Source organism: Vibrio sp. 070316B (assembly GCF_013114115.1).
Classification (GTDB): Bacteria; Pseudomonadota; Gammaproteobacteria; order Enterobacterales; family Vibrionaceae; genus Vibrio; species Vibrio chagasii_B.
Genome location: NZ_VTYC01000032.1, coordinates 38,842 through 63,534 on the forward strand (window position 1 = coordinate 38,842; position 24,693 = coordinate 63,534).

The 24,693-nt window shown below is 45.2% G+C and carries 19 protein-coding genes; 11 read left to right on the forward strand and 8 right to left on the reverse strand.

The genetic code is table 11. From position 1 onward, the window contains the following. The first annotated feature begins 13 nt into the window (after positions 1–13). Complete coding sequence (locus F0251_RS19695) at positions 14–1,678, forward strand: VRR-NUC domain-containing protein (protein ID WP_171731656.1); 1,665 nt, start codon at positions 14–16, stop codon at positions 1,676–1,678. A 144-nt stretch (positions 1,679–1,822) separates the two neighbouring features. Beyond that, entirely contained in the window at positions 1,823–4,177 is a 2,355-nt protein-coding gene (locus tag F0251_RS19700) for a fatty acid cis/trans isomerase (RefSeq protein WP_171731657.1), read from the forward strand. Positions 4,178–4,304: 127 nt separating this feature from the next. On the opposite strand, the gene torS is transcribed toward F0251_RS19700, so the two are convergent. Further along, the gene (gene torS, locus F0251_RS19705; protein ID WP_171731658.1) at positions 4,305–7,319 is read right to left on the reverse strand and encodes a TMAO reductase system sensor histidine kinase/response regulator TorS; all 3,015 of its coding nucleotides are present in this window, start codon (positions 7,317–7,319) and stop codon (positions 4,305–4,307) included. 92 nt (positions 7,320–7,411) lie between these two features. Between torS and torT the strand changes: the two genes are divergently transcribed. After that, complete coding sequence (gene torT, locus F0251_RS19710) at positions 7,412–8,440, forward strand: TMAO reductase system periplasmic protein TorT (protein WP_061031154.1); 1,029 nt, start codon at positions 7,412–7,414, stop codon at positions 8,438–8,440. A gap of 62 nt (positions 8,441–8,502) precedes the next feature. After that, the gene (locus F0251_RS19715) at positions 8,503–8,958 is read left to right on the forward strand and encodes a methylglyoxal synthase (protein ID WP_008218843.1); all 456 of its coding nucleotides are present in this window, start codon (positions 8,503–8,505) and stop codon (positions 8,956–8,958) included. A gap of 92 nt (positions 8,959–9,050) precedes the next feature. Here the strand turns inward: F0251_RS19715 and F0251_RS19720 are convergent, their stop codons facing one another. Further along, positions 9,051–9,401, reverse strand: a complete 351-nt coding sequence (locus F0251_RS19720; RefSeq protein ID WP_116870827.1) for a VOC family protein — start codon at positions 9,399–9,401, stop codon at positions 9,051–9,053. Positions 9,402–9,485: 84 nt separating this feature from the next. Beyond that, positions 9,486–11,561, reverse strand: a complete 2,076-nt coding sequence (gene helD / locus F0251_RS19725; protein WP_171731659.1) for a DNA helicase IV — start codon at positions 11,559–11,561, stop codon at positions 9,486–9,488. A 177-nt stretch (positions 11,562–11,738) separates the two neighbouring features. Between helD and yccS the strand changes: the two genes are divergently transcribed. The 5 genes from yccS to F0251_RS19750 all read left to right on the forward strand — a co-directional run bounded on the left by yccS (position 11,739) and on the right by F0251_RS19750 (position 17,357). Beyond that, positions 11,739–13,922 carry a YccS family putative transporter gene (gene yccS, locus F0251_RS19730; RefSeq protein WP_061031157.1) on the forward strand — a complete coding sequence of 728 codons (2,184 nt, stop codon included), beginning with the start codon at positions 11,739–11,741 and terminating at the stop codon, positions 13,920–13,922. A 332-nt stretch (positions 13,923–14,254) separates the two neighbouring features. After that, positions 14,255–14,440, forward strand: coding sequence for a hypothetical protein (locus tag F0251_RS19735; protein ID WP_061031158.1), 186 nt, complete (start codon positions 14,255–14,257; stop codon positions 14,438–14,440). 121 nt (positions 14,441–14,561) lie between these two features. Further along, complete coding sequence (locus tag F0251_RS19740) at positions 14,562–14,900, forward strand: hypothetical protein (protein ID WP_061031159.1); 339 nt, start codon at positions 14,562–14,564, stop codon at positions 14,898–14,900. A gap of 208 nt (positions 14,901–15,108) precedes the next feature. Next, positions 15,109–16,371, forward strand: a complete 1,263-nt coding sequence (locus tag F0251_RS19745; protein ID WP_061031341.1) for a hydroxymethylglutaryl-CoA reductase — start codon at positions 15,109–15,111, stop codon at positions 16,369–16,371. 74 nt (positions 16,372–16,445) lie between these two features. After that, positions 16,446–17,357: a LysR family transcriptional regulator gene (locus tag F0251_RS19750; protein ID WP_171731660.1), complete on the forward strand. Its 912-nt coding sequence runs from the start codon at positions 16,446–16,448 to the stop codon at positions 17,355–17,357. A gap of 27 nt (positions 17,358–17,384) precedes the next feature. Here the strand turns inward: F0251_RS19750 and F0251_RS19755 are convergent, their stop codons facing one another. The 3 genes from F0251_RS19755 to F0251_RS19765 form a co-directional block, all read right to left on the reverse strand. Next, the gene (locus F0251_RS19755) at positions 17,385–18,299 is read right to left on the reverse strand and encodes a YjjW family glycine radical enzyme activase (protein ID WP_171731661.1); all 915 of its coding nucleotides are present in this window, start codon (positions 18,297–18,299) and stop codon (positions 17,385–17,387) included. A 24-nt stretch (positions 18,300–18,323) separates the two neighbouring features. Further along, positions 18,324–19,880, reverse strand: a complete 1,557-nt coding sequence (locus F0251_RS19760) for a YjjI family glycine radical enzyme (RefSeq protein ID WP_171731662.1) — start codon at positions 19,878–19,880, stop codon at positions 18,324–18,326. A 311-nt stretch (positions 19,881–20,191) separates the two neighbouring features. Beyond that, positions 20,192–20,773 carry a class I SAM-dependent methyltransferase gene (locus F0251_RS19765; protein WP_171731663.1) on the reverse strand — a complete coding sequence of 194 codons (582 nt, stop codon included), beginning with the start codon at positions 20,771–20,773 and terminating at the stop codon, positions 20,192–20,194. Positions 20,774–20,935: 162 nt separating this feature from the next. Here F0251_RS19765 and F0251_RS19770 point away from each other — a divergent pair, with 162 nt between their 5' ends. Next, complete coding sequence (locus F0251_RS19770) at positions 20,936–21,814, forward strand: LysR family transcriptional regulator (RefSeq protein ID WP_010428915.1); 879 nt, start codon at positions 20,936–20,938, stop codon at positions 21,812–21,814. A 10-nt stretch (positions 21,815–21,824) separates the two neighbouring features. Here F0251_RS19770 and F0251_RS19775 read toward each other — a convergent pair whose 3' ends face one another. Continuing rightward, entirely contained in the window at positions 21,825–22,175 is a 351-nt protein-coding gene (locus F0251_RS19775) for a hypothetical protein (protein WP_008218874.1), read from the reverse strand. A gap of 290 nt (positions 22,176–22,465) precedes the next feature. On the opposite strand from F0251_RS19775, the gene F0251_RS19780 reads away from it, so the two are divergent. Continuing rightward, positions 22,466–23,362: a cation diffusion facilitator family transporter gene (locus F0251_RS19780; RefSeq protein ID WP_061031165.1), complete on the forward strand. Its 897-nt coding sequence runs from the start codon at positions 22,466–22,468 to the stop codon at positions 23,360–23,362. A gap of 38 nt (positions 23,363–23,400) precedes the next feature. On the opposite strand, the gene yddG is transcribed toward F0251_RS19780, so the two are convergent. Next, complete coding sequence (gene yddG / locus F0251_RS19785) at positions 23,401–24,327, reverse strand: aromatic amino acid DMT transporter YddG (protein WP_061031166.1); 927 nt, start codon at positions 24,325–24,327, stop codon at positions 23,401–23,403. Positions 24,328–24,693 lie beyond the last annotated feature (366 nt).

Genomic DNA, 24,693 nt, shown 5'->3' on the forward strand with positions numbered 1-24,693 from the left:
GGTTAGGCTCTTTTTGTATGAAGCGACGTATCAAGTGACATTAGAATCCACTCCTCAACTACACCCAACTTACTACCTCGACAACTTCAATCGACTGATTGAACACGCTCAAACGTACTACCCTGACCTTCTAAGCGCCGATGAAACTCGTTGGCTACAAGGTTACAAGCGCCTTTCTACACCTAGCCAGTGTTTAATGGTTCGTTTGCTGTCTCGTAAGGGGTGCTGGTTTCGCAGTGATAAACTCGACTACGTTGAAATACCCAACCTTCCCGATGCGCTGCAAGAGCTGAGCACATCCGGCTTTATCGCACTGAGTAATCCTAAAGCTACACACAACCTTGTCATCACAGAGCATGAGTTGGGCTTACACTTGCTCACCAAGCCTGAGCTATTAAACCTATTTCCTCCCCTCAAAAGCAGTAAGTCGGCTAAAAAGGACGTGCTATTGGGGCTGCTGACTCAACAACCTTTTGATAATTATCAAGCCTTAACATTTGACTGTATCCATGTTATTGAAGCCGAAGTTATCGATGTATTACTGCTACTCTTTTTTGCCAATACATACCAAGATCTCAGTCAGTTCGTTTTAAGCGATCTTGGCCTCAACACTTTTGAAAACTACCCATTGAGCAAGCAGCGTCGCTTCTTCAACTCCAGAGAGCAGCTCAATCAACTGATCTCAATGCGCGATGTTCAGCGCCAATATTATGAAGGTGACCGTAAGGACAGCGATGTTCTTGAGCACCTTTTGCAATCCTTACCGTGTGAATCAGAACATCGCACCATCGCGAGAAAACGAGCACGCCTGATCAATGACATTGCTCGTGATCTAGAAAGACTCAATCAGAACGAAAAAGCCGTCCATTGGTTTAAAAAATCATCACTTCCACCGAGCAGAGAGCGGCTTGCTCGCATCTACGACAAGCAAGATGAGCTAAACCTAATGAGTGACACCGTCACGGAGATGCAAACAAATCCATCCGATGTATCAGAACTGGAAGTCGCCGTTAAGCTTGAGCAGCGATTGCTACGCAAGCAGCGGCAAAAGGTTCCACGCGCACCAAAGCCGATTTGCGAACAAATTAGGTTGGAATTAGACCTAAGCCAAACCAGAGTTGAACTTGCCGTTAAGCAACATTTTGAAACTCAAGGTTGGGACGTCTACTTTTCCGAGAACAGCTTTCTGTGTGGGTTATTCGGCTTAGCGTTTTGGGATGTGATTTTCTCAGATGTGGAGGGGGCGTTTATCAACCGCTACCAACATAGACCGCTGGATCTCTATCATTCCGACTTTCAACAAAAGCGTGAATTGCAAATCAATGCCGTATTCCAAACCATCTCGAACCAAGGTATTGAACACTTGCTCGATGTCTATGATGAAAAGCTTGGCATTGCTAATCCGTTTGTTCATTGGAATCACTTCCCTAAAGCACTCATCGAACATAGCATCCACTCAGTACCACGAGCCTTGCTGATCGATCTCTTCAAAGTCATATTGAGTGACCTAAAACTGTTTAGAACCGGAATGCCTGACCTGATCGCTTTTAAAGATGACCAATTTCACTGGATAGAAGTCAAAGGCCCTGGAGACAAATTACAAGACAACCAATGGCGTTGGATAAAGGAATTTGAGCGACTCTCAGTCCCCTTTTCTGTTTGTTACGTTAACCAGTAGGTCTGAATACTGAGCTCTATGCCCGCAGCCAAGCCTTGCGAATCGCTCAATCCTATAGAGATCTTGTCTACAAAATTGTCAGAACATGAGCATTTTCAATCGTTTTCGATATAATTAGAAAAAATGCCAAATATCTAAGTACGTATGAATTTGAAAAAACTCTTCATTTTGTCTCTTGTCAGCGTGTTCTCAGGTTGTGCCGTGTACGCGGGTCTAAACTTCGATGAGCTGTTTGGCGAACAACAAGTTCGTGATCGCCAAACTCCTATCCTTTCAGCTCAATCGCAACACTTTCTCAACGAAGTTAAACCGATCATTGATAACCGATGTGTGGTTTGTCACGCCTGCTATGATGCTCCTTGCCAACTAAAAATGTCTTCTGTGGAGGGTATCGACCGAGGTGCAAGTAAAGCACTGGTTTATCAAGGTACGCGTTTAACGGCATCGGCTCCTACTCGCTTGTTTGAAGATGCGTTGACCACACAAGAGTGGCGCGACGCTGATTTCCACCCTGTTCTCAACGAACGTATGCAGAACTCGACCGCTAACTTAGATGCTGGGCTTGTCTCTCGTATGTTGATTCAGAAAGAGAATCATCCACTTCCGGAGCAAACGCAGCTAGAAGGCTTCGACTTTTCCATCGATCGTGACCAGCAGTGTCCGACTATCGAAGAGTACGCTCAATATGAGAGAGATTACCCTACGTGGGGTATGCCTTATGGGATGCCTAACTTAGACAAGACAGAATACGCGACTCTGATGAGCTGGCTAGAAAATGGCGCTTTGATGAACGAACATATTCCGCTAAGTGAAGCTGAGCAAGAGCTGGTTAATACTTACGAAAAGTTCCTCAACAAAAGTTCAAGAAAGAGCCAGCTTTCAGCACGTTACATCTATGAGCACTTGTTCTTATCACACGTTTATTTTTCTGATTTAGGACAGCCGACACGTTTCTTCTCGATCGTTCGTTCTGCTACACCTCCTGGCGAACCAGTTAAGCGCATCACCACTCGTCGTCCTTATGACGATCCAAAAGTACCACGCGTGTACTACCGTCTTATCCCTGAGCAAGGCACAATTGTCGACAAGACACACATGCCTTTTGCCCTCAACGAAGAGCGCCTGCAAAGCTGGAACACTTGGTTTGTTGATGCCGATTACACTGTAGATAAGCTGCCAAGTTACGATATTGATGTTGCCGCGAACCCAATGACCTCGTTTGAAGCTTTGCCGGTAAACTCTCGCTTTAAGTTCATGCTCGACAACGCTCAGAACACCATCATGGCTTACATCAAAGGCCCAGTATGTCGTGGTCAGTTAGCATTGAACGTGATTAACGACCGATTCTGGGTATTCTTTATCGACCCAGACAAAGCCGATCTTCCAGAGATCAACGCCTTCTATACAAGCCAACGTGACAATCTTAAGCTTCCAAGTGAACTTGAAAGTAACACGGTTCCTGCAACTAACTGGGTTAGATATTCAAAACAGCAAGCACGTTACCTAGAAGGGAAATCAGATTTTGCTAATAAGTGGTTTAAGAATGGCGAGAACTTAACGACAGACGTTATCTGGGATGGCAATGGGACCAACCCGAACGCTGCCCTTACTGTTTTCCGTCACTTTGACAGTGCATCAGTTGTGCAAGGCTTAGTAGGCCCTCAACCAAAAACCGCGTGGATTCTGGATTACGCACTTTTAGAGAGAATTCATTACCTACTTGTAGCTGGCTTCGATGTTTACGGAAACTTCGGCCACCAGCTCATCACGCGTATGTTTATGGATTTCTTACGCCTTGAAGGTGAAAGTAACTTCTTAACACTACTTCCAAAGGATGTACGCCACCTTGAGCACTCAAGCTGGTACCAAAATCAAAGCGTCCAGTTGAGCGACTTCTTGCAACGTAATATCGCACCTTTTGATCAGCCAACTAGCGTGGTGTACAAAACAGCCGATCCAAAACGTGAGTTGCTCGATAAGCTTAAAGATAAGTTGAACCCAATTCTTAATGACCGTTATGAGATCGTTGATACTGGCTTTAGCCGTAAAAATGAAGCACTGCTTAAACAGGTAAGCTTGGTTAGAGGTGAAGGCCTACGCCATGTCCCTCAACTCGTGATGATCATGATTGAAGGCGAAAACGGTGAAGAGCAGCTGTTCACCATGATTCACAACAACGCTCACAGCAACATTTCTAGCCTGTTTAACGAAGAAGGTAACAGAGATTACGCTAATGACGACTTAACGCTCGTCCGAGGCATTGTAGGCAGCTATCCAGCCGCTTACCTATCACTGACAGAGAAGGAAATTCCAACTCTAGTGAAGTCTCTACAAACCTTACAGACTGAAGAAGATTACGTAGCGCTGCTTGATAAGTTTGCCATCCGACGCAGCTCTAGTGAGTTCTGGCCATTCAGTGACCGTGTACATCGTTGGTACCAGCAAGACCAACCAATTGAGTTCGGCCTGTTGGACTACAACCGTTTCGAAAATCGTTAGTCCTCAGATGCCGCTTTAAAAACAAAAATCCTCTGTCTTGGCTGAGGATTTTTTGTTTCTGGATGCGCAGTTAGACAGAGCTCAGCTTAGCCTAAGAAGCTCATTATGTGGCAGAGAACATTTTATATCAGACATGTTGTTGCAACGCCGCTAGAGAGTCTTTAACTAGCTCTGTTAATTCTTCAGAGCTGTTCTTGTATTGCGTTAATGGCTCACTGCTTATCTCAATGTTCTTACACAATTCAAACAAGGCTAATAGTCCTAAGCTGCCAGCCGACCCTTTGAGCTTATGAGCGAGCGATTTCACCTCACGGGCGTTCTCCGCATCATTGGCGTCAGCCATTTCTTTTAACGTTTCAAGGCTGCTTTGTTCAAAGAGCCCGACAATCTGCTTCATCTTGTCCAAACCAAGAATAGACAAGTCGCCTTCTATTACTTTGCTATCAATTATCAGTTTGCTATCAGAAGTGGTCACAGGGCTTTCCTCTTGGTCTGGCTGTTTAACTTTGCTTTCGACTACTAGGTCGCTCTCATTACGCTTTTCACAAAAACCATCTTGGTTTCTTTGGCAGGTCGAATCATTAGGATCAGGCTGTGGCAATAGCAAGGTCTTGCCATCTAGTTGAGTCACAATCAGCCTTGCAAGCGCTTCTTTCTCAAGAGGTTTTGGTAAGAAGCCATCAAAGCCAGACGCCAAATAACTTTCTACTTCTTCATTAAACACATGAGCCGATACCGCCACCATAGGAAGCGCATACTGTGTCGTGCTCTCAGGTAAACAGTCTAAAGCAGATGCTTGAACCTCGATCTCTTTCAGTTGCTGAATAAGCTCAACGCCATCGCAGTCCGGGAGGTTGATATCAACAAGTGCAATATCAAAGACCTGTTCACTGTATATCTGACGAGCTTCTTGTCCGGTTGTGGCAATCACGACCTCATGCCCTAGGTTGTTTAGGAAGCCTTCGGCAACAATGCAGTTCACTGGGTTGTCTTCAATCAACAGCACTTTAGCGCGGATACAGGTTTCAACCACTGCAGCTTTAGTTTCGATTTTTTCACCAGCTTGAAGCGGTAAAGAGAACCAAAACTGACTGCCTTCCCCCTCTTCTGAATGAACGCCAATATCACCATTCATTGCCAACATGATGCGTTTACTGATCGCCAGACCTAGCCCAGTGCCACCCGTTGTGTTTCGACCACTGTTGGTTTGGCTAAACGCATCAAACAAGCACTTTTGTTCGCTTTCATGTATCCCAACGCCCGTATCGGACACTTCAAACATGACGCGGTTTTCATCTTCGAGATCTAAGCTGATGAAGATGTCGACATCACCTTTATCGGTAAACTTAATTGCGTTACCAACCAGGTTATTCAATATCTGGCTAATACGGGTGACATCACCACGCCAGTAGCGCTGTACATCGCTCTCAATATGGTAGCTAAAGCCAAGCTTCTTCTCGGCTGCGCGCCCTTCCATCAATTGATAGGTATCTTGAACCATTTGATGCAAGTCAAAAGACGCAATCCTTATCTCAAGGTGCCCAGCTTCAATTTTAGAGTAGTCCAATACATCGTTGAGAATGGCTAATAAGTTCTTACCGCTGCGGTTAATGATGTCAGCATAGCCCGATTGCAGAGAGTTCAGCCCGGTATCTTTTAGCAAACGGGCCGTACCCAATACCCCATTCATAGGTGTTCTGATTTCATGGCTCATCGTCGCCAAGAAAGCTGACTTAGCACGGCTCGCTTGCTCGGCGGCACTTCGCGCTTTGGCGTGATTCGTCACCTCGACGTTCAGCTTTTCGTTGGTTTGTTGAAGCTGGTAAGTTCGCTCTGTGATCAGCTCTTCAAGGTGCTCTTTGTGTTCTTCTAGCTCTCGTTTCGCTTTAGCCTCACCCACAGCCACCACTTGTAGCGCCTGCGCAGTGTTTCTTGCTGTGATGATCGCCTCACCCATGTGGGCAAGCTCATCGTTACCTTTTACCGAGATATCGATATTGAGACGCCCTTGAGCAATAGACATCAAGGCAGCAGAGTATTCAGCAAGGCGTTTCACGACCGACACATACACCACTCGCCACACAATAAACGCCACTATCACCAAACCAATAATAGAGATCACCGACAGCGACCATTGCGCGAGGCTTAACGTAGAAGTCAGTTCATCTACCGCCTTTTTTGTGCTCAAGTTGGAGTCGTCGATCAGTTGGTTTACCGTGGTGTTCAGCTCTGAGAATAGCTTTAATGTGTTCTGCATCAATAGCTCAGACTTCTTGGTGTTCTCATACTGTTCCAAAGAGATATCAAACACCACTTGGCGCTTTTGTAATTCATGGAGAAGCTGAGACATTTGCTCTGAACGTGTTGGATCCTCTACCGCTTTCACGCGGCGCACCATGATCCTATGATTCGCTTCAAACTCGGTCTGGATTTGGTGGATACGCTCAACATTGGTTACCGTTTGAGTTTCCTCAATTTGGTTAAGCATTTTAAACGCAAGAAGGTGTAATTCGTGAAGACGCTCTGATAGGTCAAGGTCTACTTCCACCAGCGCATCCAAGGCTTGGTAAGCTTTATCGGTTTCTTTAGTTTCTAGCAGGTCATAGATATGGGTAACGTTAGCAACGGCTATGGTTGCGGTATTCAGCACTTGAGTTCGAGTCAGCTGTTCTAGCTCTTCAGCCAATAAGCGCATCTCTTCAACGCGCGACGTCAGCTCTTTGGTTAGCCAGAGTTTACGTTCTACTGAAACGCCCAGTTCAGCTAGCGTGTTGATAACGCTCTGCACGTTATTTTCAAGTTTATGCAGCAGCTCTGAGTCGAAACTATCGACACCCAGGTCTTTGATGTGTTGCAACAAAGACTCGAGCTGATCAAACAGCAGTGTGCCAGCTTCTTTTCGCTCAGCTTCATTTCTCGCATTAGAAAGAGTTTGCACAGACGAAATGATACGATTACTCAACTCAGACACCTGACGAGCTTCAATCATCGCAGGCAAAGCAGAATCGACGACGTTTCTTTCTGTTTTTGCAACAAAGCTAAATCCAGATACCCCGATCAATGCTGACAAAAGAACGAGCATCGCCATCACTAAAAATGAGGCCAGCAACTTGCGTCCAATACTTGCTGAAGCTAACAACATAAAACCTAAACCTTAAAACGTTCTTCTTTACCCCTGCAGAATACGCTATATTTTGCAGTGTTTCTTATCTAAAACCAATAAAACGGCAATTCATGCGCACTAAATCCTTCGCGTCAAAACTTCTTTTATCTTTATTTGCGTTAGCCGCCTCTTCCGCTAGCGCTGATGAGCTATTAAGCCCTATCAAACCGGCAACTGCGACGTCACAAAAAGAGAAGATTTGCGCCATCTACCCACACCTCAAGGATTCCTATTGGTTATCTGTGAATTACGGCATGATTTCCGAAGCCGAAAAATTGCAGGTTGAGCTACGAGTGCTAGAAGCTGGAGGCTACCCAAATATCGGCAAGCAAGCCTCGCAACTCGTGCTTTGTACTCAATGGGGTGCCGATGCCATTATTTTAGGCACAGTATCACCAGACGCCTATCACGATAACCTCACCGACTGGGTTGGATCGACACCAGTGTTTGCGACCGTGAATGAGTTAACACTAAGCAAGGAGCAGCAAAAAGTCTTGAAAGGCACGGTTGGTGTTGATTGGTACAAGATGGGCTTTCAAGTAGGTGAATACCTTGCCAAGCTTCATCCTAAAGGTTCAGGCGAAACACCCATTGCACTCTTGCTTGGCCCTCAAGCGAGTGGCGGCACCAAACCTGTGGCGTTAGGATTCTATGACGCGATTAAAGATAGCGATGTAAAAATCGATGTGAGCTATTGGGCTGACAACGACAAAGAGCTACAACGCAATCTTGTACAACAAGTAATAGAACAAGCTCACGTAAAATACATTGTCGGCAGTGCCGTCGCGGTTGAGGCTGCAATCAGCGAGCTAAGAGCGGCGGACAAAACCGATGAGATTGGGCTGATTTCTAGCTACCTAAGTCACGGGACTTACCGAGGTTTGCTGCGAAACAAGGTACTTTTTGCACCAACAGACAAAATGGTGGAACAGGGTCGCTTGTCGGTAAAACAAGCGGTGAGCTATCTACGAGACCAACCTTACGAGATGCACAGTGCACCAAAAATTGAAGCTCTGACCCCTGCAACACTCAAAGATCAAATTATTGCCGATTCATTGTCACCTTCTGAGTTTCGGCCGGTATTCAGTGTGAATCCATAGTGTTATATTGAACCAAGCACTCAATAACTATAAAAATACGAACAATAATTTAGGGAACATTCATGCAAAAAACAACGCGTACTATGCCAACGCATAAACATATCGCTCTAGTCGCTCATGACCACTTCAAACCTGAGCTTCTAAGATGGGTAAAAGAGAATAAAGAGAAGCTACAAAGCCACTTCCTTTATGCGACGGGTACAACGGGTTCTCTGCTAAGCAAAGAGACAGGTTTAGCAATCAAGAGCATGATCAGTGGCCCAATGGGTGGCGACCAACAACTTGGCGCTCTAATTTCAGAAGGCAAGATCGACATGCTGATCTTCTTCTGGGATCCACTCAATGCCGTACCGCACGACCCTGATGTAAAAGCACTACTGCGTATCGCGAGTGTTTGGAACATTCCTGTAGCAACCAACCGCGCTACTGCGAACTTCCTTTTCAACTCTTCACTACTTGAAGAAGAAGTTGTTATCGAGATTCCAGATTACGAAGCGTATCTGGCTGAGCGTACCTAATTCTCGTTAAGACAGATGAGTACGTCACAGACAAAAAAGCCTGCTTAATCGCAGGCTTTCTTTTTATCTAAATATAGAGTTATGAAAAAAGGCTATTTGTCACTCCACACCGCCATTTCGTTGCCACTTGGCTCACGAAAATGAAAGCGTCGACCACCTGGGAAACTGAATATTTCACGATTGATCTCTCCCCCCGCGTCAAGCACGTCACGTTCGGTCTGTTCGAGATCTTCACTGTAGAAAACCATCAATGCCCCGCCTTTTTCTGCATCAGAAGACAAATCAGCCAAGTAAAAACCGCCCATTAACCCTTTACCTTCAAAAGCGGAATACTCAGGACCATAGTCCTCAAAGCGCCAACCAAACGCTTGGCTGAAAAACGCCTTGGTCGCTGCAATATCTTTCGCGGCAAATTCGATATAGTTGATTGATCCATGTTCCATATGCATGTCCTTCTGCTTTATGTCTGCAAATAAAATACAGGCGAATGCGACTTAAACCCCTACCTAAACACCCTAGCTAGACGACTACTTTTTACGGACTACAGGGTAGTCGGAGCCGTGTAGCTCTTGTACGAAGCCAGAACCATCGCCACTGTGCGTGATCCACACTTTCTCTTTAGCACGTGTCATCGCTACGTAGAACAAGCGACGTTCTTCCGCGTATGGGAACACGTCTGACGATTCAGTCAATGCACCATCAATATGCAGTTGCTTCTTCTTCGCTGGGAATTGTCCTTCATCCACGCAAAGGATAATAACGAAGTCTGCTTCTTTACCCTTACTGGCGTGACAAGTCATGAAGTTGATATCAATGGAGGTGAAAATCTTCTTCCAGTCTTCCAATAATTCTGGCCTGTGATAGTGGTTACGACCAAGCAATAACACCGACTTGTTAGTTTTGCCTTTAGATTGACGGTTAAGTTGATCAAGAATCTTCTCAACTTCTTTACTTGGCGCACTGTATACCGCCTTTTGCTTCTGTTGCTTGAAGCTGTTCAGCTCTTTCGGTAACTGAATTGGGTTTTCCTGCACAAAGCGATTCGCTACTGCGCCCAACTGATTGTTGAAACGATACGTGGTATCGAGGTGATGAATTGTCGAGCTCGCGAAACGATCTTTAAAACCTGTAGTTAAATCAACGTCTGCACCCGCAAATTGGTAGATGGATTGCCAGTCATCACCCACGGCAAAAATAGACGCTTGGTGCTCCGCTTTAGACTGGTTACACAGTGCCTCTACCAAGGCAAGGCGATCAGGAGAGATATCTTGATATTCGTCGATCATGATGAACTTCCAAGGCGAGATAAACTTACCTTTTTCGACGTACTGAGTTGCACGGCTGATCATGGTCGAGAAATCGATATGGTTCTCTTCTTTCAGTGCCTTTTGCCACGCCGTAACACATGGCCAGCAAAGTGATAGTTCGCTGTTAAGACGTGTGTAATCGCGGTGGTCAATAAGCTGCTGCTGTACTTCTTTCTTGGTTAAGCCTGATGCGTTCAGCTGTTCTAGTTGCTTTTCAAGCCAGCCAATCAGTTTAAGGTTTGAAACGTGACTGCCTAGCTCGTCATCACCCGTCAGGTAAGCAATCGGCCATTTAGATAAGTGTTTTTGCCAACGTTTGAAGTTGGTAGGCGTCATCCAGTGCTTCTTCAACCAATCAATACACCATGCTTGGCGCTGGTTATCATCAAGTGCTAACGGAGAAATCACCACACGTTCGGTTTCAACCTCATTCAAGATCTTCAAACCCAACTGGTGGAAGGTATTCACTTGAACCTTCTCAGCGGACAACCCAATTTTACTGTCGAGGCGCTGCTTCATCTCTTCGGCCGCTTCACGACCAAAGGCAAGCAATAAAAGCTCTTCGGCTTGCGCTTGGTGACTTTGCAATAAATAAGCGACACGTGCTGTCAGAACACTGGTTTTCCCTGAGCCCGCACCTGCAAGAATCAGATTGTGGTCATCGTTCATCAAAACCGCATATTGCTGTGACAGGTTCAACGGAGATGACTCACACTGAGCAAACAACACTTCCCAGTTTTTTCTCTCGGTCTCAAGCCATTGCTGGTTTCTTTCCGCTTGCTTAACCTCGGTGTCTGACAACCACGGCTGCATTCTTGCGATGCGATTTGGCATACGCTGCGCAGCTTCGTCCAGAGTCATCGTCATACTCTCTAGGCCAGAGTTAACCTTCTCAACCCAAGTGTTGACTTTAGAATGAGGAAGAAAGGCTGGAAGTTGCTCTAAGCGTAATAACTCAGCTTCCCATTGAGGTACGTGTTCGGCCAGCTGCTCACACTGTGTGTCGTGCCATTTTTGGTATGCCGCCACAGATGCACGTGCAAACTGACGACACTGGTCCCAAGGTAGACCTTGAACTAACCAACTGCGCTGCTTTCCGTCTTGTTGGTTAGCAAAAAACTGTAACGATCCCCAAAACAATCCGCGTTTGATCGCGATCTTGCCACTCCAAATAGTAAACGGGATACGTTCCTCACTGCCCACTGACGACAACAGCAGACGTGAACCATCGAGTTCAACCTGATGGTATTCATTTTGAATAAAAAATTGTGCAGTCTTGTTAGCGCTTAGCTGCATTGGAGTGTGCTCTTAATTGGGAATATTGAATTTATATCATGATGCAATGAGAATTAATAATATCTCATATCTTATCGACGCTTTCATGACCACCTATGGACAATTATGGATAAGTATCAAATTCTTGTGCTTGATTTCTGTTAGGATTATGGTTTTTAGTGCGTCAAGCGAGTGACTGTGGAATTTTCAGCCAAATTACGCCTCTATTGGGCAAATAAAACCATAAATTACAGCGTATTAATTCTCATCACTCTGCTCGGTGTGGTGGTGCCTGCTTGGTATTATGGACAGAACACACTCATCACCCCTCTGATTCTAGGTGTCATCGCAGCCGCACTGGCCGAAAGTGATGACAGCTTTACCGGTCGCTTAAAAGCCCTGACCTTAACCTTTATCTGTTTTGCAATCGCTGCCTTTTCTATTGAACTTCTTTTCGACACGCCGTGGTTGTTCGCTTTAGGTTTATTTGCATCAACATTCTCATTCATCATGCTAGGCGCAATTGGCCCGAAATACGCCAGTATCGCCTTTGGTTCTCTGCTAGTGGCCATATACACCATGCTCGGCGCCCATGAGAGCATCAACTTATGGTTTCAACCTTTATTACTCTTAACGGGCGCGGCTTGGTACTACTTCATGTCGATGATTTGGCAAATCGTGTGGCCGATGCAACCTGTACAGCAGAACCTTGCCACAGTGTTCGACCAAATTGGCACCTACATGGAATCGAAAGCAGAGCTTTTCTACCCTGTTTCTGACCTTATTCCGCAACCACACCGCATTATTGAAGCCAAATTGAATGCGAGTACCGTGAATGCGCTCAACATGTGTAAAGCAACGCTACTTAACCGTTCTAAGCGTGGGCACATTGATGGCCCTAGTGACCGCTTCTTAAACACTTATTTCATCGCGCAAGACATTCACGAGCGTGTGAGTTCGACCCACTATCGTTATCAAGAGCTTGCTAAACACTTTGAACGCTCTGATGTGCTATTCCGCTTCAAATACCTACTGGAAGCGCAGGCAACGGCATGTAAAGAGGTGGCGAGCTCACTCAAGGTCGGCACCGAGTATCAACATGGTGATAAGTCAGTGTTAGCGCTGGATGAATTAATGTCTTCACTCAACCACCTACATCAACAAAATAAGCCTGAATGGAAGCCGTTGTTGAACCAACTGGATTATCTGTTCAATAACCTAGCGACCGTTGAGAAGCAGCTATCAAACATCAGTAACCCAGATGCGGAAAAGCTAGAGGAAGATGTATTAGACGACACCAACCCACATACGCTCTCGGCAATGTGGCAAAAGATCAAAGCCAACCTTCATACTGACTCTATGCTCTTTCGCCATGCCATTCGTATGGCAATCACACTGACACTTGGCTACGGAATCATCCAAGGGTTTGAGATCGAACGCGGTTATTGGATCTTGCTAACGACATTGTTTGTTTGCCAACCAAACTACAGTGCTACCCGCCAAAAGCTGACTGCTCGTGTTATTGGTACCGTTGCTGGCCTGTTGATCGGTGTGCCACTGTTGACCTTCTTCCCTTCTCAAGAAAGCCAGTTGGTATTCATTGTGATCAGTGGTGTGATGTTCTTTGCGTTCCGTATTAATAACTACGGCTTCGCGACAGGCTTCATCACCCTATTGGTACTGTTCTGCTTTAACCAGCTTGGTGAAGGCTACGCTGTCGTTCTGCCAAGGCTTGCAGATACCTTCATTGGGTGTGCTCTGGCGGTGCTAGCTGTCGTTTATGTGTTGCCCGATTGGCAATCAAAGCGACTACACAAGGTAATGGCTGACGCGCTGGACGCCAACAAAAACTATTTAGCGCAAATCATCGGTCAGTACCGAGTCGGCAAGAAAGACACGCTGAATTACCGTATCGCTCGTCGCAGTGCGCACAATAACGATGCGAATCTGACCGTGGCGATCAGCAGTATGTTAGTCGAACCTGGGAAATACCGTACTTCTGAAGATGAGAGTTTCCGTTTTCTAACACTCAACCACGCCCTATTAAGCTACATTTCGGCGTTAGGAGCCCATAGAACTCGTATCGACGACGAAGCGACACACAAGCTAGTATTAGACGCTCACCGTGTGATACATGAGCACCTCGACGCACTTAATGATCAGCTCTATTCGCACTGCGAGCAATGTGAGGTTAAAAATACTTACGATCCGGATTTGGACAAGCGTTTAAGTGAATGGCGAGAAGAAGATGAGAGTTCTGTCAGGATGGTCCTACAGCAGCTGCATTTGATCTATCGAATGCTTCCAGAACTGCATACGCTAGCGACCAAATTTGCGGTTAAGGTAAAGATTGATAAACCACTCGATAAAGAAGATTCTTGAAGAGCAAACAAAATACTGTAAAAACAAAAGGATAGCATGAATCGCTCACCTTTTGATCATTTGTTGCAGTAATACTTCTCTTCAAAAATACCTACAACTGGGTAGAGTAACTCCTTGCCTACCCTTACTACAAAAGGGCTAGGACGATTTTTACATTGTAAGAATTTTCTGACCTTGATTGACCAAGCCATAACTTTGCTTAACATTCCTCGGACAAAAAACGACCACAGAAACCTATAGTTGTCTTAGTTCTAGGAAACGACAAATTTATTTTAATATTCACTTAATCTTGTTTGATTTCCGGTAACAGTAGTCTATGCTCATTAGAGCATATGGAATTGCAGCAAGGTCACATTATGAATACACAACAATTTGAAGCATTTAAACAGCAGATCCAGCTTCTTAACCCGGAGCAACTAAAAGCGTTGCAGGGTGAGATTGACGGTAATCTGGAAACAGAGAAAGAAACTCTGCTTACCGACGAAGAGCTAAATGCACTTAACGATCTGTTCAGTTAATAGACAGATATCACTATTTTAGCTTAAGTTCACCGTTTCACCGTAGATTTCCCCTTCTCAACATTGCGCTTAAAATATCGTCCACCTAGACTCTTCCCATACGTCAATTAAAGGTCCTGCTATGTCGATATCTGGTATTCAATCTGGTTACGCCATTATTCAGCAGTCTGCCAACATGGCTGAAGAAGCGGCGATCGAGCTCAAACAAGCGTCTGAGCACCCCCCAGTCTCTAAAGATACTTTTGAATCTGATGATGTTTTCAAAGGCAGTGATCTCAGCTTTAATCAAGTTGAACCCGAACAGTCCCTTTCATTCAAAGACAAAGAGTCAGAACCCTCTTCTTCATCAAACGATGCACTGATCAAATTAACCCAAAGTGCTAGCTATAACCGAGTCGGTGCTAGTGTAGTTGATCGCCAAAATGAAGCCATTGGTAGCCTACTCGATATCCATATCTAGGCCGTGCTGATCTGTTGAACTGATCTATAATCGAATTTAACGTCCGGTTCCTGTAGTCTGAATCCCTTTGGTTCAAGCACTTTTAATACTTTTTGACGTAATAAGCACACAAACTGTAACTCATTATATCTGGCGCTTGTTTCTGGTTTATTACTCGGTAGAATCAGCGCAAACCATTTTGCTGCACAAACTTTACTTCATACTATTTATGCCAAAACTAAATCTGCATCGCCGTGACTATGTTTCTATTTTAGGGGGCGATATCTCCGCAGACGAATTAGAAAATAAACTCCAACCTCATTTTGAAAAGCCAGCAAACAAGCTGACACCTAGCCCTTACCTGACAGAAAAGAATGTGACACGTCGTTGGACTGCTCTCGATAATCAAGAATCACAAAAAGAGCTACTCGACCCTCATACTGAAAGCCAGATGCAAGCCTATGAAAAAAACATCGAGCACTTCGTTGGCACTGTTAAGGTACCTGTAGGTATCTCTGGCCCATTGCGCGTCAACGGCTTGTTTGCCCAAGGTGATTACCTAGTTCCACTGGCAACAACCGAAGCAGCACTTGTCGCGTCTTACAACCGTGGTTCTAAACTCATTAGTGCCTGTGGCGGCGCGAGTGCGATGTTGCTCAATGAAGGTGTTACGCGCACCCCAGGGTTTGCCTTTCAAGGCTTAGTGGAAGCCGGGCAATTTGTGGCATGGGCCGTGACCCAATATGAAAAGTTTAAAACCTTAGCAGAATCGACCACTTCTCACGGCAAACTGACCGACATCAATATCAACATTGAAGGCAACCATGTTTACTTGGTGTTTGAGTTTCTAACGGGAGACGCATCTGGTCAGAATATGGTGACCATCGCGACCAACGCGGTATTTGAGTACATCATCGAACACACACCAGTTAAGCCTGACCATGCCTTCCTTGATGGTAACTTGTCGGGTGATAAGAAAGCCAATACCCAAACCTTGCGCAGCGTGCGCGGCAAAAAGGTAACCGCTGAAGTTAATATCCCAGCAGAACTTGTTGCTAAGTATCTACATACCACGCCAGAGAAGATGGTTCAGTTTGGTCAAATGACCACTGTGGGCGGCGCTCTGAGCGGCACTATCGGTATCAATGCCCATTACGCTAATGCACTGGCTGCACTTTATATTGCTTGCGGACAAGACGCAGCGTGTGTTGCAGAATCTGCCATAGGCATGACTCGCATGGAGTTGAACAAAGAAGGTGGCTTATACGCAAGCGTAACACTTCCTAACCTAATGGTGGGTACTGTTGGTGGTGGTACAAGCCTTCCAAGCCAAAAAGCGTGTCTTGATTTGCTAGGGCTGCACGGCAATGGTAAATCCCAAGCCTTAGCTGAGGTTTGTGCTGCATTGTGTTTAGCCGGTGAGCTTTCCATCGTTGGTGCATTTTGTGCAGGCCACTTTTCACGAGCTCACCATAAGTTAGCTCGTAAATAACCTTTATCAATTTGGCTTGCTCGGTTTTAGTGTAAATTCAAAATCACAAGCCAATTTGAATGCGTGAGTCATACATGGATTACTTACACTTATCGAGAGTGAGCCTTAAGCACCTCACTGCCCTACACATAATGCTTAATACCCATAGCGTGACTCAAACTTCTGAGCAGCTCTGTGTCAGCCCATCAAGTGTGAGTAAGACCCTGTCTCAGCTTCGTGAGATCCTCAACGACGAGCTGTTCTACCGAGATGGCACTAAGCTCATCCCAACGCCCTTTGCTCTTCAAATCGCTCCAACGGTTCACGCGATCCTTTCCAGCATGAATGGATTGCTTCATCAGAAGAGCTTCGCTCCAGAGGAATACCAAGGCAGCTTTTCACTCTCGATGCGTGAGAGTACTTTTGAAGTATTCGCCTCTAAAATCAGCAGAATCACCACGGATCTTGCTCCGAAAGCAAAACTTCATATCTATTCGAAACAGCAGCTTGGGTTCGATGCTTTGCTCAGCGGCAAGGTTAATTTGATCTTATTACCTCACGATATCTCCCAACCTCCGACAGACAACAAAGATCTGGTGTGGGAAACGATCCTGCCGGATGAGATGGTGTGCTTGATGGGTGCTCACCACCCGCTCGCACAGCAAGAGCTTACGGTAGAGGGGTACCTAGACTACAAGCACATTGGCATCTTAGATAATGAACTGTCACAGCCTTACTTTGAACAAAGCTTAGTGCAACGCCATAAGCCAAGAGAGATGGCTATTTCGGTCGCTGACTTTGGTGCAGCAGCAGTACTTTGTCACCATACCCCCTTCCTATTCACTTGTTCGAAACAGTGGACTGAACACGCAAAACAAGCCCACGGATTAGTGAGTAAGCCACTCCCCTTCGATTACGGAAAAGTGGCGTACAGCTTAGTGTGGAACAAGCCAAACATGAATGATCAGGCGATCAAATGGCTGTGTGACCTGTTTTTAGAAGCCTAACTCTTTGGTCATTGATAACCGAGAATATTAAGTGTACACCTCTGGCGTTTGCATCGGCCTTTGAACAATCGTGTAGAGCTGGTCGTGGAAGCTTTGCATCTGTTGTTTTGTACACTTCGGCCACTCCAACGCCTCGCCAATCACGCCGTGATGTTGAAAAGCATTGAGTCGAATCCGAACATCAGCTGGCAATCCTTTCAAGTAATACCCAACTTGGTTTATCTCTTCCTCAAGGTCACTCTTACCAGGAATATGCAAAAGCCTAACTTCGTGTAACTTACCTTGTTCCGCTAGATAGTTGATGGTTTCAAACACACGATGATTCCCTCTCCCCACTAGCCAGTTATGGGTTTCTGATTGCCAAGATTTAAGATCAATCATCGCTCCATCAAGATAAGGCAACACCTTGTCCCAACCTTGTTTTGACAGCGAGCCATTGCTATCAATAAAACATGTGAGATGCGCTAGCTGCGCATCGCTTTTCATCGCTTCAAATAGATCAATGATAAACGGCAACTGCATGGTCGCTTCTCCGCCCGACACGGTAATACCACTCAGGAAGAACTGGTTATGTCTCACAAGTTCTAGCACTTCTGAAACCGTCATCGTGGTGATTTTCGGGCTCGATTTGTGACCACAAACATCAATACACTGGTCGCAATTTTTGCATGCCACCGGGTCCCATATCACTTTGCCACCAATAGTACTCAAGGCACCACTTGGGCAGCCACTAACGCAATCTCCGCAATGATTACAGTGATTGATGGTATGAGGGTTATGACAGGTTATACAGTCAAAATTGCACCCCTGTAGAAACAGTACAAGCCGATTTCCCGGTCCATCAACACAAGAAAAGGTCAGCACACGGCTGACCTTCGCTTGTTTTTCTGTCTTATTGTTATTAACCCTAGCCATTTGAGTTGTTAGATCAGAAATTTTCATAGTTAATGTGCTTCGAACACTAGGTTATTCGTACGTTGGCGACATCTCTAAGGCTGCCACACGCGGTTTACGCTCTAAGATGCCCGTATTTTTCGCCGCTTCAGCTCCTAAGAAAGTCGTGTTGGTGCGCGAACCCTCTTCGTCGTATTTAGCGATGTCAGACAACTTAATCATGTAACCTGTCACACGAACTAAGTCGTTTGATGCAACGTTAGCGGTAAACTCACGGTAACCCGCTTGGATTGCACCTTTACACAGGTTAAACATAGCTTCAGGGTTCGACTTCACTGTTTCGTCGATGGTTAAAATGTCGCTGATACCTGAGGTATAGAACTTGTGGTGCCCCGCTGTCGCACGAACGTAAGAGACAGGATCTGGTTCTGTTCCATAAGGGATACGCACACCTGGTGTTACACCTTCATCTAGGCTGATACCACCTTGAGCATGCAATAGAGCCTTGCCTTCTAAACCATATTTCACTTCAGAGCTATCAACGATCTCAGCCAGTTTTTCTGAAATGCGATGTCCAAGTTGGTTAGCTTGTTCGTCATGACCATAACGCCCTGCGTTACCCTCTTTCTCCATCAAGATATTCACAGCTTCAGCCATACCGTAGATGCCGAACATTGGTGCAAAGCGATCTTCCTCAATCAAACCTTCTTTAGTTAAGAAGCCTTCGAAGAAGTTAGATTCTTCATGCAAGAAGTGGCTGCGAGCGTTCATCAGCTCAACCATGATAGCGCTGTAGTGTGGTAACACTTGCTGTAGGAAATCGACACTGTCTTCAGACTTTAACGCCACTTGTTTCAAGTTCATACGTACTAACGTGTTTGAGCCACCAGCTAGGGGCAGAGAGTTGTAACAGCTAACGATGCCAAAGCGCTTATCACCGTATGCCGCAGCGTGTGCTGGGTAGTTAGCGATGTGTGGCTTGCTGCATTCACAAATATTACTCGCAGCATGACGTAGCAAATCATCAGGTGTTACAGCAGGGTCATACATAAAAGTAAGGTTTGGCGCAATCTGCTTGAGTTCAGCATCAACTCGCAAAATAGTACGGCAGATAACGTTGTCTGTTGGCCCGATATTCACATGCATGAACGCATCTGGCAGTGTGCGGTCCAGCATGATCCAGAATAACTTAAGCTTCTGATAAACCTGCTCTTCTGTTAAGTCGCCAACGAAAGGCATTAATACATCATCCAATTGACCTAAGTAAACAGGAATAGATGTTACCGATGGAACGTGATGGTAAAGGATGGTAAGCATGTTCAATGCTTCATCGAAATTAGTTGCCGCGCTAAGCTCTAAGTACTTTGAGCCTTGATGTAAGTATTTAGAATAATCGGGAAGCACATAGCGCGGCTTAAATGGGGCGTGACCTTCAAACATGTCACATAACACGCCTTGCTGTAAGGCTTGCTCTACTTCACTACTTACCGGCATGTACGGTAGGCTCGCTTCAGCCTCTAAGGCAAGATAGCTCGACTTCTGTTTTGGTGACAGATTGGCATCTGAAATGATATTGCTAAAGCGTTGTTGCTGCTTGGAAAGTTGTGGAGAAGCAGATTGGTGGCTCATGATAAAACCCTTAAAATTGTTATGGGCTTATTTTATATCTGGCCATTTAGTTTCCACTAGTGAAATGTATGAAAGGATACATTTCCAAAATGGAAATAAGTAGTTTGTAATTGGGTGATTTTCGAGGGGCGGATTTATGCGTTTAAAACGTTAGTAAGTGTCATAAATCTCAACAATTAAAAATAGAAAACCCACATAACTGGCACTAAGGCCGTTGATGTGGGTTCGGTTATTTATGTTTTACTTTGTTCGCTAAAACGTGTTTTGGATTTTAGTTCTCGCTAATCACTTAGCCATAAGCTTCAAATGAACTACTTACGTCCAACGCCCATCAGTACTTTTAGCTTGCCTTGTGGGGTATCAACAGAGAAAGGTACCGATACTTCAACAACAGAAAATCCAGCAGCACTCAATACGTTCTCTGAGCGCTCCGGGCTTACGCCGTAGTCATCGCTGTCGTTTTCTAGACACCAGTCCCAGTGAACAAATGTGCCATCGTTTTCGAGTAGCGTATAAATTAGGCTAACTGTGTCTTGTAGGTTCGGGAGAAAGCCACAAACCGACGATGCCACCACTAAGTCAAACTGGTTTCTGAATGCTGGATGCTGCGCTGCTAGCCCGCGCGATAGAATATCAACAACCGGTTCAACGTTGGGTAGTTCTTTCTTATCTAGCTCTTCAATCATCCCCTCAGACATGTCGAGTGCGATAATCTCTTTTGCTAAAGGAGATATTTTTTGGCTGAGTAGTCCTGTACCACAACCAAAATCAAGGACACGGGTTCCGTTTAAATCAACGAGCTGTGTTAACTGGTCAAATACGGACTGTGCGAATACTGCGGTCGCGGGATCTTTATCCCAATCAACGGCGTACTCGTCCCATTGTTTCGCCATCATGGCCTCCATCTTTACTTCTTGTAGGTTCGGAACCTGCCCAGAGTAAACTAAATTAGTCAATTCGTCATAGAGTTATCATGCAAAGATGGACTATTTCTAAGATAGCCAGCACAATATTCAATATAATATGCACCAATACCCGCCTAATCTGGAAATGAAATGAACCTTTCTCAAGTCCAAGCCTTCTGTTCTGTTGCTGATTTAGGATCAGTCTCTGAAGCTGCACGGCAGCTAGAATGCAACCGAACCAAGCTTAGTATGTCTATCAAAGCCTTGGAGAAAGAGTTAGATGTAGAACTTTTCGTACGCAGCGGCAACCACGTCGAGCTGTCTGAAGCAGGCAAAGCCATCTATAAAGATTGCGAAGGAATGTTAGTGACAGCGGCGCGTATTAAACAAACCTGCCTCCATGTTTCTGGTGAGTTCAACGCCGAGATATGGATTGCTCGCGATGATTCTCTACCCGATGAAATGTGGCAAGATTTATCTCACACGCTGAATAACAAGTACCCTTCTACTTCTTTCAACTTCGTTCTAGCATCGAGTGGTGACTTAGCCAACCTCGTCGAAACTCAACAAGTTGATTTTGCATTCGGTGTTGATTACGAACGTGTAGACGACCCACGAATCATCTATAACCCGCTTGGTAAGATTCGGATGATGTCTGTGTGTAAGAAAGGACATGACCTGAGTGCAATGCGCCGCGTCTCCGACGAAGTACTAAGAAATTCGATGCAAGCGACCATGGTTTATCTTAATGAAAAAGATAATCCAGAGCTTGAGCCCTTCTCTCGTCGTTACATTGGTTTCTCTAGCTTTGACTTTATGCTGGATACGATTTTACGTGAAGAGGCATGGGGCGTAATGCCAGAGCCATTGATTCGTCACTTACTACGTGAACAAGAACTAGCAGTGATCAAACACACCTACGGCCTGACTCAAGAAGATTACTGCATGTTTACGGCAGCCGGGATGGCAGAACACCCAGGTATGAACTGGCTTGCGGACCAGCTGAGCGATTATTTGTTTGATTTCTAATTAGCGCTTGTTAGAAGACCATCACGTGGTCAACTAAATAGCGTCCGTCTTCTTCAACTAGCACCATTTCAGCAACGAATTCGCCTTTGGCAATGGTGTATGCCTGCTTCCATATAAAAGCAACGGAATCAGAACGCCTAAACACCGCAACAGGTTCGCGCTCAGCAAAAAAGCCGTTGCTGTGTTGATAATGATGACACACCTTTTCTAAATACTCAGGTGTCACTATGTCCTTCATTCGTTGAGTAAAGTCGCGACAATGTTGGGCATGATCAACATTGGTTGAGCCCTCCATCAAATTATCCATAATAGGGTTAGCGATTGCCCACAAATCGCTATCGCTAATATCATCAAACTTCATCGTCATCCTTTCTTTCCCACTATTCCAAGCGCTAATGCCCTTCACTGCGCTATAAAACACCGCTGAATGATGTGTATTATTAATGATAAGCGATCTTGATTCAGTTGCACACTAGTCCACGAAAACAGTCATCGTCAATTTTACTGACACCTGAAAATTAATGTAAATAACTGAATTAAAATGAATAATACAAAAAACCATGTTCTGTAACATAAACATCATCAGATAAAGTTTGAAAATCTCGCTCAATATTAGAACAATGAAATTATCAAAAACATCTGGAAAATATTATGTGTGACAGGAAAAGCCAAAACGAAAATCGAGTTCTATTGTTCTCAGCCCTTTTAGCATCAGGCTTCGCTATTGGCGGATTGGTGTTGGGTCTTCTCGTTGGCTCTCTGGTCATAGTATTTGACGGTGTCTACTCTCTTATCAGCTTACTGTTAACTTTATTGTCACTAGCTGCCTCAAAATACATTAATCGCCCTTCTGATCGTGAATTCCCGTTTGGTCGTGCGATCATTGAACCTATCGTCATCACGATTAAAGCCGCTGTCATTTTACTTGTGGTTGGTTATTCACTGTATTCAGCGATTGGCGCTTTGATGACAGGTGGTCGTGAAGTTGATGCTTCTATCGCAACTCTGTTTGGTATTTTTAACGTATTGGGCTGTGGTTATGCATGGTGGTATATCGCTAAGAAGAGTAAGAGCATTTCATCAGGCTTGATTCAAGCTGAGTCTAAGCAGTGGCAAATGGATACACTGTTGAGTGTCGCGGTAACAGCAGGTTTCGTCGTGGCTTGGTCAATGACATTCTCGCCGTTCGCAGAGTACGCTGTGTATGCCGACCCGATGATGATGTTGCTGATGTCTTTCTACTTCATCAAAGTACCGTTCGATATGCTAAGAGAAGCTATGCGTGAGCTACTAATGATGTCGGCAAACAAAGAAATTTGTGACGCGGTAGATAAGAACGTTGTCGCGGTAGACAAAGAAGCAGAACAAGATTTGGAGCTAATCGGTGTGACTAAGGTTGGTCCTGAGCTAAGAATCAACGTTGATATTCATACCAACGACCAACAAGCGATTGCGGTCGATGATATTGAACGTACGCGCCGCCAACTAAAGCGACGCTTATCTAAGATGCCATATGAGCTTCAACTGAACCTCAATATCGCAAGCTAATTCTCATCCTAGCAATCGGTAGATAAACACAATTGCTATTAAGATTGAACCTCTTCAGAAGCCGACGCCTTAACCGTCGGCTTTTTCTCTCTTGTAACCCACCAGCAAGCCAGCGACCCAATCGTCACCATACATACTCCCTGCCAAAATGTGATAGTCAGCGTTAAACCTAAAATCATAGAAGAGAGTAAGGTTGCAAAAATTGGCGTGAAGTAAGACATAGTTGCGAGAAAGACCATGTTGCCACCCAATATCGCGGTATTCCAAAGCGCGTAACCCGCGCCCATACACACGCCCGCTAGAGCCAAATCAATCGCGGCACTGCTCGTCATTACCATACCGGTTTCACTGCTCAGTGCGTATTTGATCCACAAGGTGATCGCTGTAGCGATAAAGAACAACACAATCGCATTCTGCCCTTTCGCAACTTTCTGAGTGTAATTACAGTAAACCGCCCAAATAATCGCGCCGAAGAACGCCATCGAATAGGTTTTGGGGTTAGTCGCGATATTTGCCGCAATCTGTTCAACAGAGAGGCCTTGGTCGCCACTGATGCTCCAAGCCACACCAAAGAAAGCTAAAAAGATACTTGGGTAAACCAGCCAATTTATCTTTTTATCGCTGAGTAATACCGCAAACAATACTGTCAGCGCAGGCCAAAGGTAATTGATAACCGCCATCTCTAAGGCTTGATGTCGGTTATTTGCCATGCCTAATGCCAAGGCTAGAAAGATCTCGTAGCAAACAAACAGCGCGCCACCAATCAACAAATAAGACTTTGAGAAGCGTTTCAGCTTAGGTAACCCCATCACGCAAACCAAAAACAGTGAACTCACTGTGTAAAGACTGGCTGCGCCGCCAATTGGGCCTAATTGCTCTGACACGCTACGAGATAACGCAATTAAGCAGCTCCAAAGTAAAATGGCAGCAATGCCGTAGCAGCTATGACGATGAGATTTCAGCACGCTTATTCCTTCTATTTATTATGAGTAGTTATCGTGGCAGCTTAAAGCATAAATACGCTTAAGTACTACAATCGAAAAGTGAAACCTGTAGAAATTAAGTAGCCGAGCACAGAATTGTACTCGGCTATTAGGGCGTGTTGATCTTTCGTGGTTAAATTTTGTTCGAGACAAAAGCGTTTTAATCGCGGCGAGGGAGATGTAGCCTAGTCATTCTAAGCAAATCTCCCTCAACAAAGAGTAAAACGCTTTTAGCCGAACCCTTCGGGCAGCGTTTGCTGGTCATTTCTACTGCGTTATCGGCTTCTCATGTAGGCTAGCTACACATCAAAGCCTCTGCCTTGTATAAATACCCAGCAACTCGCTGCA